This is a genomic window from Rhodohalobacter sp., from assembly GCF_034521535.1.
Taxonomy (GTDB): Bacteria; Bacteroidota; Rhodothermia; order Balneolales; family Balneolaceae; genus Rhodohalobacter.
The window spans coordinates 242,301-256,575 of sequence record NZ_JAXHMF010000005.1 but is presented as its reverse complement, the minus strand read 5'-3'; the positions used below and the strand labels follow the sequence as shown (position 1 = coordinate 256,575).

The 14,275-nt window shown below is 43.4% G+C and carries 20 protein-coding genes; 2 read left to right on the top strand and 18 right to left on the bottom strand.

Annotated features, from left to right (window positions below):
- Positions 1-72: 72 nt before the first annotated feature.
- Both U5K35_RS08160 and U5K35_RS08155 read left to right on the top strand, forming a co-directional pair.
- The gene (locus U5K35_RS08160; RefSeq protein WP_322570964.1) at positions 73-1,131 is read left to right on the top strand and encodes a PA0069 family radical SAM protein; all 1,059 of its coding nucleotides are present in this window, start codon (positions 73-75) and stop codon (positions 1,129-1,131) included.
- Positions 1,132-1,405: 274 nt separating this feature from the next.
- A complete protein-coding gene (locus U5K35_RS08155) occupies positions 1,406-1,786 on the top strand; it encodes an ankyrin repeat domain-containing protein (protein ID WP_322570963.1) in 381 nt (126 codons plus the stop codon).
- A 91-nt stretch (positions 1,787-1,877) separates the two neighbouring features.
- On the opposite strand, the gene U5K35_RS08150 is transcribed toward U5K35_RS08155, so the two are convergent.
- The 18 genes from U5K35_RS08150 to U5K35_RS08070 all read right to left on the bottom strand — a co-directional run bounded on the left by U5K35_RS08150 (position 1,878) and on the right by U5K35_RS08070 (position 13,891).
- Positions 1,878-3,323, bottom strand: a complete 1,446-nt coding sequence (locus tag U5K35_RS08150; protein WP_322570962.1) for a hypothetical protein — start codon at positions 3,321-3,323, stop codon at positions 1,878-1,880.
- Between the two features lie 143 nt (positions 3,324-3,466).
- Positions 3,467-3,943, bottom strand: coding sequence for a hypothetical protein (locus U5K35_RS08145; protein WP_322570961.1), 477 nt, complete (start codon positions 3,941-3,943; stop codon positions 3,467-3,469).
- Positions 3,944-4,227: 284 nt separating this feature from the next.
- Complete coding sequence (locus U5K35_RS08140) at positions 4,228-4,722, bottom strand: WD40/YVTN/BNR-like repeat-containing protein (RefSeq protein WP_322570960.1); 495 nt, start codon at positions 4,720-4,722, stop codon at positions 4,228-4,230.
- A 778-nt stretch (positions 4,723-5,500) separates the two neighbouring features.
- A complete protein-coding gene (locus tag U5K35_RS08135) occupies positions 5,501-5,818 on the bottom strand; it encodes an amidohydrolase family protein (protein ID WP_322570959.1) in 318 nt (105 codons plus the stop codon).
- A 70-nt stretch (positions 5,819-5,888) separates the two neighbouring features.
- Complete coding sequence (locus U5K35_RS08130; RefSeq protein ID WP_322570958.1) at positions 5,889-6,152, bottom strand: hypothetical protein; 264 nt, start codon at positions 6,150-6,152, stop codon at positions 5,889-5,891.
- Between the two features lie 15 nt (positions 6,153-6,167).
- Complete coding sequence (locus U5K35_RS08125) at positions 6,168-6,569, bottom strand: hypothetical protein (protein WP_322570957.1); 402 nt, start codon at positions 6,567-6,569, stop codon at positions 6,168-6,170.
- Positions 6,570-7,086: 517 nt separating this feature from the next.
- A complete protein-coding gene (locus tag U5K35_RS08120) occupies positions 7,087-7,272 on the bottom strand; it encodes a hypothetical protein (RefSeq protein ID WP_416221606.1) in 186 nt (61 codons plus the stop codon).
- Positions 7,273-8,022: 750 nt separating this feature from the next.
- The gene (locus U5K35_RS08115) at positions 8,023-8,265 is read right to left on the bottom strand and encodes a hypothetical protein (RefSeq protein ID WP_322570955.1); all 243 of its coding nucleotides are present in this window, start codon (positions 8,263-8,265) and stop codon (positions 8,023-8,025) included.
- The gene (locus tag U5K35_RS08110) at positions 8,252-8,710 is read right to left on the bottom strand and encodes a hypothetical protein (RefSeq protein ID WP_322570954.1); all 459 of its coding nucleotides are present in this window, start codon (positions 8,708-8,710) and stop codon (positions 8,252-8,254) included. Before U5K35_RS08110 ends, U5K35_RS08115 begins: the two co-directional genes overlap by 14 nt.
- A 151-nt stretch (positions 8,711-8,861) precedes the next feature.
- Positions 8,862-9,092 (bottom strand): hypothetical protein, encoded by a 231-nt coding sequence (locus tag U5K35_RS08105; protein WP_322570953.1) that lies wholly within the window; start codon positions 9,090-9,092, stop codon positions 8,862-8,864.
- Positions 9,061-9,267 (bottom strand): TonB-dependent receptor domain-containing protein, encoded by a 207-nt coding sequence (locus U5K35_RS19675; RefSeq protein WP_416221620.1) that lies wholly within the window; start codon positions 9,265-9,267, stop codon positions 9,061-9,063. The genes U5K35_RS08105 and U5K35_RS19675 overlap by 32 nt, the downstream gene beginning before the upstream one ends.
- A 234-nt stretch (positions 9,268-9,501) precedes the next feature.
- On the bottom strand, positions 9,502-10,038 hold the full coding sequence (locus tag U5K35_RS08100; protein WP_322570952.1) for a hypothetical protein: 537 nt from the start codon (positions 10,036-10,038) through the stop codon (positions 9,502-9,504).
- Between the two features lie 659 nt (positions 10,039-10,697).
- The gene (locus tag U5K35_RS08095) at positions 10,698-10,964 is read right to left on the bottom strand and encodes a TonB-dependent receptor plug domain-containing protein (protein ID WP_322570951.1); all 267 of its coding nucleotides are present in this window, start codon (positions 10,962-10,964) and stop codon (positions 10,698-10,700) included.
- Positions 10,961-11,143 (bottom strand): hypothetical protein, encoded by a 183-nt coding sequence (locus tag U5K35_RS08090; protein WP_322570950.1) that lies wholly within the window; start codon positions 11,141-11,143, stop codon positions 10,961-10,963. Before U5K35_RS08090 ends, U5K35_RS08095 begins: the two co-directional genes overlap by 4 nt.
- A 1,329-nt stretch (positions 11,144-12,472) precedes the next feature.
- Entirely contained in the window at positions 12,473-12,664 is a 192-nt protein-coding gene (locus U5K35_RS08085; RefSeq protein ID WP_322570949.1) for a hypothetical protein, read from the bottom strand.
- A 262-nt stretch (positions 12,665-12,926) separates the two neighbouring features.
- On the bottom strand, positions 12,927-13,109 hold the full coding sequence (locus U5K35_RS08080) for a hypothetical protein (protein WP_322570948.1): 183 nt from the start codon (positions 13,107-13,109) through the stop codon (positions 12,927-12,929).
- 2 nt (positions 13,110-13,111) lie between these two features.
- Positions 13,112-13,276, bottom strand: a complete 165-nt coding sequence (locus U5K35_RS08075) for a hypothetical protein (protein WP_322570947.1) — start codon at positions 13,274-13,276, stop codon at positions 13,112-13,114.
- 141 nt (positions 13,277-13,417) lie between these two features.
- Positions 13,418-13,891, bottom strand: coding sequence for a hypothetical protein (locus tag U5K35_RS08070; RefSeq protein ID WP_322570946.1), 474 nt, complete (start codon positions 13,889-13,891; stop codon positions 13,418-13,420).
- Positions 13,892-14,275: the final 384 nt, after the last annotated feature.

Genomic DNA, 14,275 nt, shown 5'->3' with positions numbered 1-14,275 from the left:
TTATAAAAATTCTATGTCTGATTTTACTGTATCGTTTGCATATATTATATGTACAAAATATGTAAACTATTTATGAATACAGACAAAAAGCCAATACGTGGCCGCGGAGCCTCTGATAATCCGGTCAACAGGTTTGAAGGAAATTATGTGGACTACGACTTGGATGAGGAAACGGGAGAGAAGCCATCCCCCAAAACCCAACTGATACGGGATGCATCCAAATCTTTGATCACCTACAATAAAAGTCCGGATATCGGATTCAATGCAAGTATCAATCCATACAGAGGGTGTGAACACGGGTGTATATACTGTTATGCCCGGCCGTACCATGAGTATCTAGGTTTTTCCTCAGGCCTGGATTTTGAAAGCAAGATCATGGTGAAATATAACGCGGCATCGATCCTAAGGAAAGAACTACGGGCTGAAAAATGGGAACCACAGGTTATAGCTATGAGTGGCGTAACCGATATCTACCAACCTATAGAGAAGAAGCTTGGTATCACAAGAGAGTGCCTGAGTGTGTTAGCTGAATTCAGAAACCCGGTTGGGCTGATCACAAAAAATCATCTGGTAACAAGAGACGTCGATCTGTTAGCCGAACTCAGTGAGTATAACTGCATAAGTGTTACGATATCAGTCACAAGTTTAGATAAAGATCTTACCGGTGTTATGGAACCTCGGACGTCACGCCCAAATAGGAGACTGGAGGCTATTCGTAAACTTTCAGATGCAGGGATACGGGTGGGTGTAAATATTGCTCCCATCATTCCCGGTATCACAGATCATGAAATGGTATCCATACTCGAACATGCGAAAGAGGCCGGGGCAGATTTTGCTGGATACACCATCATTCGGCTGCCACATAAGGTAAAAGATATTTTCGTTGAGTGGCTGGAACAGCATTATCCCGATAGAAAGAACAAAGTTTTAAATAAAGTCCTCGACATTAGGGGAGGAAAATTAAACAACAGCAAATGGGGTGAGCGAATGAAAGGACAAGGTTCATATGCTGCACAGATTCGTGATCTGTTTCAAGTCCATACCAACAGGTTGGAATTGAATAAACGAAATCTTCAACTGTCTACTGATCATTTTATTAAGGATACCGGCGAACAACTCAGGCTGTTTTAAATAATTGTTAAATCTAACTTGGAAGTGAAACTGTTTCGGAAAAAATTACGTCCTTTAGGTGTTAGATGAGCCCGGTATCACTAAACAAGAATTTTAAAAGTAGCTTTTTTTATTCTTGGTCCTCAGACAAGTTGATACCGGGTTATTTTTATATTCGGTTTATTTCTGATTCATTCAATCTTCACTTTTGGGTCGTATTTCTAATTTGACATTTGACTACTTGAAAATTACAATTCAGGTGCCAATCTTAATACTCAGTTGAGGAGGATACGTCATGAATAATGAAGCATTTCTAGAAGCCGCAGAAACCGGCAATATCGAAACAATATCCCGACTACTTAAAGAGGGAGTAAATGTTGATACACAGGATAGCCATGAAAGAACGGCTCTTCTAAAGGCTGCCAAATATGGTCACAAGGATATTGTTGAATTATTAGTAAATAACGGGGCAGAGGTAGATCACAGGGATAATAGAGGAACGTCACCCTTGTATTGGGCATCGACGAACGGTCATTATAAAATTGTTCAGTATTTGATAGAGCAGAGCAGTGATGTGGATGTTCACGATGATCGAGGCTGGTCAGCCAAAGATCAGGCTATCACGCATCACCATGAGAATGTAGTGGAGTTATTAAACTCAGCAGGAGCTCATTGAACTCAATAAATATTAATTTTTAGATATAAAAAAAGCAGTGATAAGTAATTATCACTGCTTTTATATTTTTTAGCTGTACTACCTAATCTAGCTAGTTGTCAATTGGAATAGCGCGCTGTTCTATTTCCTGAATCAGGTTAGGAAGTTCCCCGTCAAATATTGGAGAAACTTTTTCTAATTGAGCATCCACTTTGGCGGCAAGATCAACATACACCTCATACTGTTGTTGTGTAGGTCGTCCGTCACCGGTTGCAACAGTGCTGGCAAGAGCAGCAAGTTTGTTGTTAAGCTTGATAGGGAAGTTCAATACATCCTGATACGACTCAGCTTTTGTTTGCATAAGTGAACTTTCTACTTCCTCAAGAACCTTCAGCATTTCGTCTGCTCTTTCCTGAATTTCAGTATTGCCTGAATAGTCTGACTTCACATCATTGATCTGTGTCCGAACTTTTCTGATCCGGTTGATCGTCTTATGTGTGGTATCAAGTTTGGCAATAATGGTTTGATGTAGATCAAACTGTGCCTGGAAGTCTTCCTGAGTTGTTTCAATGCGTGGGTCCTTAGTCAGTTCAAAGTTTTTAGAACCAACTACATCACCATCTACGATCAGACGAACTTCATAAGTTCCAGGAATAGCTCTTGGGCCTGATGTGTTACCTGACCAAAGGATCTGAGTCCCGTCGAGGTCAGTAGCACCAGGATATCTGAGATCCCATTCGAAGGAATTGTTACCCATTTTGGTGGTTAGTACATCACCGGGTACATTGTGTTCTTCCTCATAGAAGTTCTCAGATTCCTTAACAGGAGTTCCGTCAAGTCTTTCCTTGTTTGAGAGTGTTCTGATCACAGTTCCGTCACTTTCCAGGAATTGAAGCTGCACTTCAGATTCAGGAACCTCGTTAAGGTTATAGTAGACAACTACACCTGTTTTAGGATTTTCACCAAAGGTTTCACCGGGATTCGGCTCAGAATGGCGACCGAATAGGTAAGTGGTTTCAGGCTTGTATAAGTAATGATCAGAATTCTTCACCTCATCACTTAACTGGTGGAGTACTGATAGGTCATCAAGTACCCAGAAGGACCGTCCCTGCGTTGCAATGATCAGATCTTTGTCTCTTTTATGGACTGTGAGATCTGTGATTGGTACAGCAGGTAGATTCAGCTGAAGCGGTTGCCACTTTTCACCATCATTGAATGAAACATAAACACCGGTTTCAGTACCTGCATAAAGAAGACCCTGTTTGTTTGGATCTTCACGAATTACACGGGTAAAGTCACCCTCAGGTATTCCGTTCGTGATCTTGGTCCAGCTTCTACCATAATTTGTAGTTTTGTATAGCATTGGTGAGAAGTCATCGAACTTGTAACGGTTCGCTGCAAGATATGCCGTAGCAGCATCGTGCGGTGAAGGGTCGATAATACTTGCCATGGCTTCCGGCATTCCATCCGGTGTTACTTCAGTCCATGTTTCACCGTTGTTTCGGCTAATATGAATTAAGCCATCATCTGCACCGGCCCATAAAACACCCGGTTCCACCGTTGATTCTGCAAAAGTGAAAACAGTATTGTAATACTCAACACTGGTGTCATCTTTTGTAAGCGGACCGCCTGACTGACCTTGTTTTGATTTGTCATTTACGGGTTAGGTCATCACTGATATTTTCCCAGCTCATACCTTCGTCAGTTAGAACGGTGTACGTACTGTGAGGCAGCGTATAGCACATTTGGGTCATGAGGAGAGATATAGATAGGGAACGTCCATTGGAATCTATATTTGAGTTCCTCAGCTCCTGCGCCCATTGGGTTGTCAGGCCAAACATCAACACGGTCACTCTGATCAGTGAAATCGTTGAATTTATTGAAATACCCACCATAACTACCACCGTAGGTTACATTGGGATCTTCAGGGTCAGGGGCAATATAACCACTCTCACCACCGGCTACAGGAGCCCAGTCTCTTTCAGTAATTCCGCCACCGGATGTTCGGCTTAAAATACCAACGGTACTGTTATCCTGTTGTGCACCATATATTCTGTAAGGGAACTGATTATCGGTAATAACCTGATAGAATTGCGCGGTGGCATATTTGTAATATGATGACCAGCTTTCGCCGCCATTATATGATACCTGTCCACCTCCATCATCAGCAATAATCATGCGGTTTCCATCGTTAGGAGAGATCCCAGAGATCATGATGATCACCGTGAGGTGTGCTTAATCGTTCAAAAGAACTTCCGCCATCCGTCAATTGATTTATGGAATCCAACATTCAGTACATAAACTTCATCTTCACTGGTTGGTGCCGGCATACAACATGAGTGTAATACCAGGCACGCTGACGCAGATTACGATCGGCTGTGGTCCGAGTTGCCAGGTTTCGCCGCCATCATTCAGATCGGAATAATCCGCCATTATCATTTTCGATAATGGTCCAAACGATGTCATGAATTAAGAGGTGAGATAGCAACACCGATCTTACCCTGACATCCCTTTAGGAAGGCCCGGGCTTTGTGAGAGATGTTTTCCCAGTTTTCTCCGCCATCGGTACTTTTGTAAAGACCGCTGCCTTCACCGCCACTCGACATTTCCCAAGGGTTTCTGTAAGCTTCCCAAAGAGAGGCATATAAAATGCGTGGATTATTAGGATCTATTTCCACATCAACAGCACCGGTTTTTTCATTATGATAAAGAACTCGTTCCCAAGTTTCGCCACCATCAGTCGTTTTGAAAACACCGCGTTCAGAATTTCCCTTCATCCCAAATGTATGGCCCAATACAGCCACCCAAGCTACATCTTCATTATCAGGATGAACTACAATCTCACCAATAAAATGAGAATCACCGAATCCGATGTGTTCCCATGTTTTACCACCGTCTTCAGATCGGTACATACCGTCACCTGCCGACATATTACCTCTGATACAGGTTTCACCCATACCGGCATAAATTACATTTGTGATTAGATGGAGCTACATGAAACGGCGCCAACTGATCCGGTCTTAAAATATCCATCAGACACGTTGTACCAATTAATTACCACCATCGGTGGTTTTGTAAACACCACCACCGGTAAAACCACGGTATAGTAGGTATGAGGTTGATCTGCATGACCAGCAACGGCTACGGAACGTCCACCGCGGGACGGCCTCCGATGTATCTGTCTGAGTCCTGCGTAAGAGAGTGTTCGTCGTCTCGATTATGTCAATACTTCCTCGACCATGGCCGAAGGTCTGAGCCTGAACTGGCGTAATGCCCCAAACAAGCAGAGCGGCTACACAAGCAAATATGTAGGCACTCAACTTAAATTGTAAATTGTTCGGTTTCATCGATAACTAATTTTATTGAAGATTTATGCTAAGCGCATGTTAACCCAATGTATAAAAAATTAAGTGGGAGCAGCGTTGAATATGTGAACCTGATAGATGATTTCAAAATAATTATCAGATTCAAAAAAAAGCCCCCGATTTTCAAATCGGGGCTTTTGATTTAATTTTTAGAATTTATATAACTGATCTAGCAACTCAGACTGGCGATAGAACATCAAATCCAATCAGTTTTTGACTGAAGGCTGTCTAATTCTTCTATTTACTTCTAACTAATTCAGGGTATCTGAACCAATTTTCAGTATCGGTTTCACTTTTGGCATTATTTTCCTTTCACATCGTCTAAAAGATTTTGAGGATTATATACCATACCAGATTTCATCACCATTTTTTACGCATTACGAGTATTAGTAATGTCATCTAAAGGATTTCCTTTTACAATATATAGATCAGCTAACTTTCCAGTCTCTATTGAACCAATTAAGCTACTTTTTCCAAGAGCCTTTGCACTATTTATAGTACCTGCCTTAAGTGCAGCATGCTCAGGTAATCCAGCCATAACCATGGTGTGCATCTCACGGTGTGCACTAAATCCGGAAAGAAAATAACCGTGGCTAGGAGCATCGGTACCTAAAGTAATCAAATCCCCCCCTCCGGCATCGTAAAAAGCTTTCGTAGAACGTTTCATAGCCTCATACAGTCCATCCATTATCTAGTTAGATCCTTGTTCTTCGCGATTTGGAAGCTGCTGCTGTACATATTCGGTAAACAACGACCGCTCATCCTGCCAATAATCGAACCCATCTTTGAGCGTCGTAAAGAAACACCGGGGCTATAATCGTGCCATCGAAATATACATTGTGGTTGATAAAGTACTGTACGGTCTTTTTGAATTCCGTTGAGGTGGTATCCACTTCATTCCAAACAGGATAGGCATAGTTCGTCAAATCAAGTACAAATCCGCCCAAAATGTGCTCTACCCGATCAATTCCATGATCAATAGCGGTAATAGAATTCGGTTGTGTTGCGATAGCCCGATCCAAGATGCCCGGCCACTTTTAAGGCCACTGTGCAATGACGCGATTTACAAGGTGCTTTATCGTTTCGGGATTACCGCCTTTGGTCTTGAATCCATCAACACCCAGTGCTGCCCAGTAATCAACCTGCTCATAAATTTCTTCCTTGGAATAATCCTGCCAATCCGGACAGCGCGTACCAAAATATGGACCCGAAGCCCAAATACGCGGCCCTATCCATTTCCCGGAGTTTACCAATCGCTTGGCAGCCAACTCCATATAGGGATAGTAGACCCCATTGGCAAAGGTAGAGGTTACTCCATTGGCCAGATACACCATCGCGTTGTATTTAAATTCATCAATCTCTCCTAACTGCTTCTGATCCAAAAGCATCGATGCGATAATGGGCATGGATATCCACAATACCCGGCAGCACATACTCATCTTCGGAGAGTTCAATAACTTCGTATTCGCCTAATTTTTTCTTGTGATGGGGCTTGCCCCACTTGGTAGAATCGTCCGCCACGTACCAAAATGCCCATCATTCTCTACCATCTGTCCGGTGTGCGCATCAAAATATCAGATCCCCCTTTTATGTACACAGGATCTGATTGTAGCTTGTACTCGACGAAGTAGTACTAAGAATATAAGCGACGAATACTTGGTAGAAGACGTTTTATAACCATTCATAGCTAATTGAGTTGATATCAGAATTTTCGTTTGAAAAAGCGAAACCCAGCTCATTTGCGAAGCCGGGCTTTCGATGTCAAAGGTCAAGCGGTCAGAAATTTTCGAAGTTGATTTCTAGACTGAGGCCGCGCCATCTGACTGAAAATATGGTCCCCGTCAAGCTTATCAGTCTTGATCAATTTCATCGAGGCGATCGTATCTGGCGCATATCAATCCAGCGGTGACCGAATTCGGCCCACAAGTGAATATCGACGCTGCAGCAAATATCTCATCAATCAATCGCCTGTTCGTTAAGCAGTCCTTCATAATCTGCAAGGTTCCATGTGTTACGGACATAGTTAATTGCTTCAACAGCATTGGCGTAATTTGTGGCCGTAGCTCCTTCCAAATTCGTCTGCGCCTCGGCGTAGATCAGAATAAGCTCCTCGTTTCGGATCATCGGAATTGGTGCGCCCACTCCTATCGAAACGATTGTCCTGGTACTTCGCTTCCTCGGGCACATTCGCATTGTTAATGGGCGAATCGCGCAAGAAAAAACTTTTGATCGATACGTAGATCCCCAGCCAGAGTATCCTCAATAATAGAGGGATGTACGACCATAATTTCATGCTGCTGATGCATTTCGTGGAACATACAGCGGATTGAAAGATATCCGGCGGATCACCATACGACAAATAAGCACCCTTGTTCATCACTTCTTCGCCTTCGGCCAGCTCAAAAAACGGCTCGGCCTTAGAAAGGGCATCTAACGCCCCCGGCCAATCTTCGGCATATACCGCTGCACGTGCTGCAATAGCCCGATTTAGCTGTGCCATCGTTGAGGGACTTTCGAAATCAGAAAATCCATCCGACAGATCAAAAAAGAAGCTAGTTGCCCGCCACCTGCAAATCCTGGTACCCTTCATCAAGTAAGGCTTCGTATGCTAGTACAGCGCATCCTCGTAGCTTTCGAAAGGTCCTAAATTCTGTGGATCGGCCACATCCACCCGAATGCCGTTTTGATACTGCGATCAGCAATGGAATCAAGAATTGATATGCCTGAATTGTTTTCGCAAATCCACGTACGCCGTTCTTTCCTCTTCATTACACGTAGGTCTGTATTATCAAGGGTTTGCATCAATAAGTTAGCCTGCTGAATGGCGGCATAAGGGCGTGGCATAGGCCGACCGCAGATCCAAAAAAAGCAGGATCCGTTTCAGCATTTCCATCAATACCCAAGCCATTCGGTTACAAACCGACCGTCAACGCTATCGAACCGCCATACTTCACGGCCAAAGGAACCCAGCAATGGAATAAGTCCGCCTGCATATTGTCGATTTCTAATCTCAAGCCCAGTAACAAGATTTTGAACTTCTGGCTTGGTTGCATTTTGCAAGACCTGTTGTACAGATGGATTATTAGGATCAGTAACGTTTTCTGATCCAATTAACGATCCATCACAACTCGCCACAGAAGAATACCAAGGTGACACTGATTACTGCTATGTATATTAATCGTTTCATGATCTTAATGATTTGTGGATTAAAAGTCGAGGTTTGAGATGGAACATAGATTTTACGAGCACTCGGATACGCCGCAACTTCAACTCCTGTTCCAATGGCTGAAGATCCAAACTCCGACACCTCCGGGTCGTAGCTGGGATAATCTGAGAACAGCAGTACATTACTTCCTGATGCTCCTAGGCGTACGTTTTTAACGGTACCGCCGGTGTAACTATCCAGGAAGCTGGATGGAAGTATATAATATAAACTAACTTCTCTGAGCTTGAGATAGCCGGCATCCGCAATAAAGCGTCCTGCCCCTTCGCCTGGACGATCAAGCCCATCGGGGACCCCATCACCATTAGCTGTCATTCGTTCCAATCTGGGATCGTTGCTGCCAGCATCATCGGCCAAAAATCGGCGCAGGTTTATAACCTTTTGCCCGTGGCGTATAATGCCATAGAAAATTGAATTCCCAATTATTAAAAAAATTAATGGTATTCATCCATGACATTTGATAATCAGGTTGGAGTTCCCATAGACCGTAAAACGTCCGCTTTCAGTATTAAAAGGCGTTACCCACAATGGTAGTGGGCGAAAATCCCTCGGCTATATAGAAGGTACCAAGCGCAGCCCCAAATCCACCGGTGGTGAAAGATGGTACTTTGAGATCAGTAATTTCAGCAGTGTTAGTCCACCAGTTTAGTGTAGAATTCCAGTTGAACTTATTCGTCCTGTAAGGGCACCAGCTCGTAATCCAAAGCTCAACTACCCTTGTTGAGCAGATCAGCCGCATTGGTCAGCCGATCAACCTGTAAACCAGACGAGCTTGGTAGCTCTTGGTCAAGTATTAAATTACTAACATTCTTACGATAGTAGGTTGCTTCCAGTGAAGCACGTCCACCTCGAAGTCCTAAATCTACACCAAGCTCTAATTCTTGTGCCGTTTCTGGTTCAAGGTTGGGGTCAATTGTACGGGTTGAACGGAAAGTTCCAAGATTACCTGGAGATCAACCCACTGTTAAGTGCTTCGAAATGTTACTACCAAAGTTGGGCAATCCGCCCGTTTCACCGGTAAGCTGCACGCAAGCTTGAGCTGATTCCAGCAAGTCGGCACTCCAAAAAATCGAAGTTGGTGATGTTAACCGCCAACGAGGCTTTTAGGAAAGAAGTAATACTCTTCCTGGTCAGCATTGAGCGTCGACTTATCGAAACGCAGCACCTAGCGTACCAATGACCTTGTCATCCCAGTTAACCTCCTGCTGTGCTACAAAACCCACATCGGTAACATCTAATAAAATACTGATTGTAGATTTCCTGGAGGCTGGCATTTTCAACATTTCGTTTGCCCAGGTACTAGCCCACGACCACGAATCATGCTGCAACTTGGCGTTCATTATGGAAAGGTTGTATAACCGGTCTGTGTCGTTAAAGTTCCATGGCGAATCTTCACTACCAACTGTTGTATTGTACATCAGAAATGCCTGCAAATTGATATTCAGCACTTTTTCAGACGAATGAATGACATCGCCTGGGATTGGCCTGTGATTGCTGAAATTGCAATAAATGGTGGCATATATGCCATCGTAGTTGGAATTCATAAAATCAACCCCGCCATCAAGATTAAAATTGAGAGTATGTGCTCCTGCATTATACATCTCAAAATTTGCTGAAAGCGACTGTAAAAAACGGTTTACCTCTTGTTCATTTTCCCCATATTTGATGAGCTCAAGTGGATTCATCTGAAAGTATGGATTATTGCAGGATATTCACCACTTTCGTTTGGTAATAATTGTGCAAAAGGAGGCGTAAATGCAACAGCCTGCACTACTGAAGCCAACTCCACCATTACCGGTCCAACCTCGGTTTGGTTTCTGTGTTGATATAGTTCGTACTCGACGAAATATCAATATTACTGCGCGTTAAGCCGGTGATCGATGTTTGCACGTAACGAATATCGATTAAAACCGGTATTCTTCTATGATTCCGTTATCATCTTTAAACGCACCGGACACGTAGAACTGTGTTTTCGGATCTCCACCAGAGACACTGATTTGATGTGTTAAGCTGTGCTCCACGGTTACCAAAGATAAGGTCTTCGTAATCTCGAAGTGTTCCATTGCTTACTGCATCATTATACATCTTGTTTGGCTGGCTATTGCCGCAGAAGAGCCTGCTCCATAAACTTGGTCAATCTTGGACTCGCTCCATGAAGCAGCCCCAATTTCATTAAGAATACTTGAGTAACCTAAATCCTGACTAAAGCTAACCTGCGTTTCTCCACCTCGTCCACGCTTGGTCTCGATAATAACAACTCCAGCATTTGCACCGAGCTCCGTAAATAGCAGCGGCAGAAGGACCTTTCAGAATTTCAATAGTTTCTATTTCATCGGGATTTATATCAGCTAAACCGATTAGCTCCATCATCCTGAGCAGCACTTGCTTGTGCGCTAACTGCTGATACACCTGTTTGAAGCTCGTCATTGTTAATATAAACTCCATCAACAATAATAAGGGGTTGAGAACTACCAGCTCCAAGCGTACTAATTCCTCGCAGTTTGATGTCAATACCACCACCTGGGGCTCCGCCTGATGAAGTCATATTGGTACCGACGACTTTACCTTGCAATGCACCATCTACTGTAGCTGGTGATGTTCCTCCGGTCAATTCCTAGCATCAATTGTAGTTACTGAATTTGCTAGATTTTCACGCTTTACAGTTGATGCTAAACCAGAGACGACTAATTCATCTAAAAGCTGCACATCTTCTGAAAGTTGAATATCAATTGGTTCTGCTCCAACAACTTTGACAAAACTTGATATAGCATAATCCCAAACATTCTTCATTCTGGACATTGATTTCATCTTACCATCCTACCATCATTCCATTATGGTGCTGATCATGCTGTTGCTATAATACTGTGACGTAACCCAAGAGTCTTTGCTGCCAAACATGAGGACGTAACAAGCAGGCAAGTTGCCGTCACTGTACTCCACATCTTTTGGAATTTAATTTTTGGTTTGGGTGCATGTATCCCTGCACCTAAATTGTATCTGTAGGTCATATTATGCCTTCCTTATAGGTTAGTGATTTGATGTCAGAAGCCTGTTTATTTAATGTTACTTGAATAGGAGAGTCAGGCTGGTGACTTGCGTACATTAAATGTGAGGTGACGGTGCCACAAACATTAATGTCCTTTTAATAGTACGCCTGTAGGCTAGCTCAATCAGAAGCCATAAAGTTCAATTTTTTGAACATATTTATTGAAGGGATGAATATAAACCTGATCAGTGAAATAAATCTAAGCACTGCTACAGATATACCAGTTCGGCAAGTTAGGAGCGTAAATTTTTGTAAACCATCATATTGTCTTCACAATAAGTTAATTCTCGGCTAGCTAAAGAAGCTGTCGTTACTTTTCCGTAAGCGCAGAAAGATGGTAGGGCGTTTATGAAGATTGGGTAGGGGTTTTGAATTCCATTCACTGATGTAGGCTGTCCTGATATCTTCAGTAGGGAGGGTGATATCTGTTGCCGTACATAAGCTTGTTGTAGGGGAAGCTATTTGTCATGATGTCTTCAGTAGTTCAGTTTTATTGCGGTAGGGAGCTTCCATAAAGATCTGAGTCCGGTCATGTCGCCTTGATTCTCCATCCAGCTGCTTGATCATTGATCGGCGTTTATTTTGATCCAAGGGAAGGTAACCATGAAAGGCAAATTCCTGTCCGTTAAAACCCGCTGCCATCAAGGGCAAGCAAAATAGAAGAAGGTCCCTGACTAGCGGGACCACTCAGATCTGATATTGGTGAGCAAGTTTTACCAAGCCGGGCGCCGGGGTCGGCAACCGGGTGCTCCGGCCTCCGATAAAACGCCGGCATCCCGCCCGTTCAGAGAGCGGTTTTAAGAAGAGAGTGAATTTCCTGATCCGGGTGTCCTGTTATGTCAAGGGATAGAAATCGATCTCGTACTGCAGGAACGGTATCACCAACCCACTGCAAAAAGGAGGAGGCAGACCGAATATTTTCCACCATCGACACGTCAAGCTTACGAATAATATTGAGTGTATACTCCGGAAGAGTGTTGTTTTCCGGTGTTTTACCCAGAGTGGTTGGAATCGAGATATAATGGTGCCTGCCATTGGTCTACCCGTTCAATTTCGATAATCCGTCAGCATGCTCATTCAGCCGATCGGCGTTTTATAAAGCGGTTTAGGAATATTCCGGCTATGAAAGTTACGATAAGGCCAATTCCCGCCACACTCATATTAAATAGAGAGGTGCTTTTTTGAATTTCATAAGTTGGAAAGAGTACGATCTCTTGGAAAGCTCCCTCCAATGATATTCTGGTAGGGATAGCCGTTGACTCCATCAACTCCTGAGCCATTTGTATACGAACAGAGATAAGCCTGCGTTATCGATGACCTCACCATCCACTTCAAACACGGATATCAACATAACCATTACTCTGGGCCGCAATTTGTTTGATGTCAAAAGTCGGCTGACCTCTGCCAAGATATCATTCCCCGTTTTCGAAGGTATCCATCGAACCCTTTATAAACCATGCCCTGCTGAAAAACCAGAGAATAATCAGATATGCAGGTACAAGCCAGTATGCATATAAAAATCGAAATTTACTCATTATCGGGGGTGATTGCATTGAGTGTGGTTTCATAAAGTGCAGGATCCCATATCAGGCGCTGCTGATAATCTTCCTGCATATAATTGGCCGACATATGAACCCAAAATCCAACAGGCAATCGGTCAAAGAAGACGGCCTGAACCGATGTGTGTCCATCATAGGTAGAGAGTGCCAAAATCAGATACCAACCAACAGGCCCATCCGGTTGTCATAAATGGCACGTGCATAGTCATCGAGGAAGCTGCGAGCAATTGGCTCGGACCCCATGGGCCATCGTAGTTTGGTTTTGACACGTTCGGAGATCTCTTCACTCAGTATTTCATTATTCCACAGCCGCAGCATAAGATCGGTCAATTGACGGGTTGTGGCCTGAGGAAAATAAGCCAGAGCATCCCTTTCTTCGATGGGAGAACTAAGGATCAGGCGGTCGTCTGTAAAAGCTAAGGAGGAGCGATCTTTCTCAAACTGTTCTTGAACAGTATTCTAAATTCCGGGTCGTTGTTTAAGCTGTTCAGCAATATATAGATCGACTTCTTCAGCAAAACGCTTCAAACGACATAGTTGAATCCAGAGATCTGCCGTATCATTAAGAGATGGATTGATCCTGGAATACATGCCGCTGAAGGGTAGAGGGATCAAAGATTCAGATACATCCAAAGAATCCATTAAGGTCCGAATGTTGTCTTCGCCTAATTTGAACCATATGTAATCGGCAGAAACAAGGTCACTGTTTTCAAGCATGGCCTTTATCACGTCGTGCGGAGAGGAGCCGTCTCTGTTCTCAAATTCTTTAACGAGCTGATTGTGGTTGTTCTCACTGATCTCAGGAAGGGCAAATTTGTTGATCTCCCAGCAGGGTGATCTCTTCGCCGGATCCGAATCCAGTCCTTCAGCAACCTGTCTTTCGTATTCTATAAGCAGAAACAAGTTGGCTGTTGCTCCTAAAGTTCTCGGCACATCTGATTTATAAAATATGCCTGAGTCTGGGTCATTAACATTATAAGATGTGATAGAAACCCATTCAGGGTGTTCTCCAATGAATTCGGCAAGGCCTTGTAAGCGAGTAGGTGTTTTCAGATGAACTCACTGCCCTCGGCCATGCCCTCCTCATTTTGGAACAGGGTCTTAAAACCTCGAGATCAGCTGAGCCCAATGACCATTGCAAATACAAATGCCGCAGCAGCTAAAAAGACGAATTAGAAACTTAAGATGCTCTCTTCGAGAAGTATAGATTTGTTTCTGAGGATTAAATTGATCAGGTCAAAAGATACAGGAACAACAAGAGCTTATCCTTAGTATGTTCGTAAATTTGGTTAAGGGTTATTTATTAATTGCTATAGA

What these genes read in the sequence shown, in the direction of transcription:
- U5K35_RS08125 (WP_322570957.1), bottom strand. Translation starts at nt 6,569, where the DNA reads ATGAGTATGTGCTGCCGGGTATTGTGGATATCCATGCCCATTATCGCA.
- U5K35_RS08140 (WP_322570960.1), bottom strand. Translation starts at nt 4,722, where the DNA reads ATGGGTGAAACCTGTATCAGAGGTAATATGTCGGCAGGTGACGGTATG.
- U5K35_RS08105 (WP_322570953.1), bottom strand. Translation starts at nt 9,092, where the DNA reads ATGCGGCTGATCTGCTCAACAAGGGTAGTTGAGCTTTGGATTACGAGC.
- U5K35_RS08135 (WP_322570959.1), bottom strand. Translation starts at nt 5,818, where the DNA reads ATGGATGGACTGTATGAGGCTATGAAACGTTCTACGAAAGCTTTTTAC.
- U5K35_RS08155 (WP_322570963.1), top strand. Translation starts at nt 1,406, where the DNA reads ATGAATAATGAAGCATTTCTAGAAGCCGCAGAAACCGGCAATATCGAA.
- U5K35_RS08145 (WP_322570961.1), bottom strand. Translation starts at nt 3,943, where the DNA reads ATGATTATTGCTGATGATGGAGGTGGACAGGTATCATATAATGGCGGC.
- U5K35_RS08160 (WP_322570964.1), top strand. Translation starts at nt 73, where the DNA reads ATGAATACAGACAAAAAGCCAATACGTGGCCGCGGAGCCTCTGATAAT.
- U5K35_RS08085 (WP_322570949.1), bottom strand. Translation starts at nt 12,664, where the DNA reads ATGGAGTCAACGGCTATCCCTACCAGAATATCATTGGAGGGAGCTTTC.
- U5K35_RS08100 (WP_322570952.1), bottom strand. Translation starts at nt 10,038, where the DNA reads ATGAATCCACTTGAGCTCATCAAATATGGGGAAAATGAACAAGAGGTA.
- U5K35_RS08090 (WP_322570950.1), bottom strand. Translation starts at nt 11,143, where the DNA reads ATGAAGAATGTTTGGGATTATGCTATATCAAGTTTTGTCAAAGTTGTT.
- U5K35_RS08075 (WP_322570947.1), bottom strand. Translation starts at nt 13,276, where the DNA reads ATGCTGCGGCTGTGGAATAATGAAATACTGAGTGAAGAGATCTCCGAA.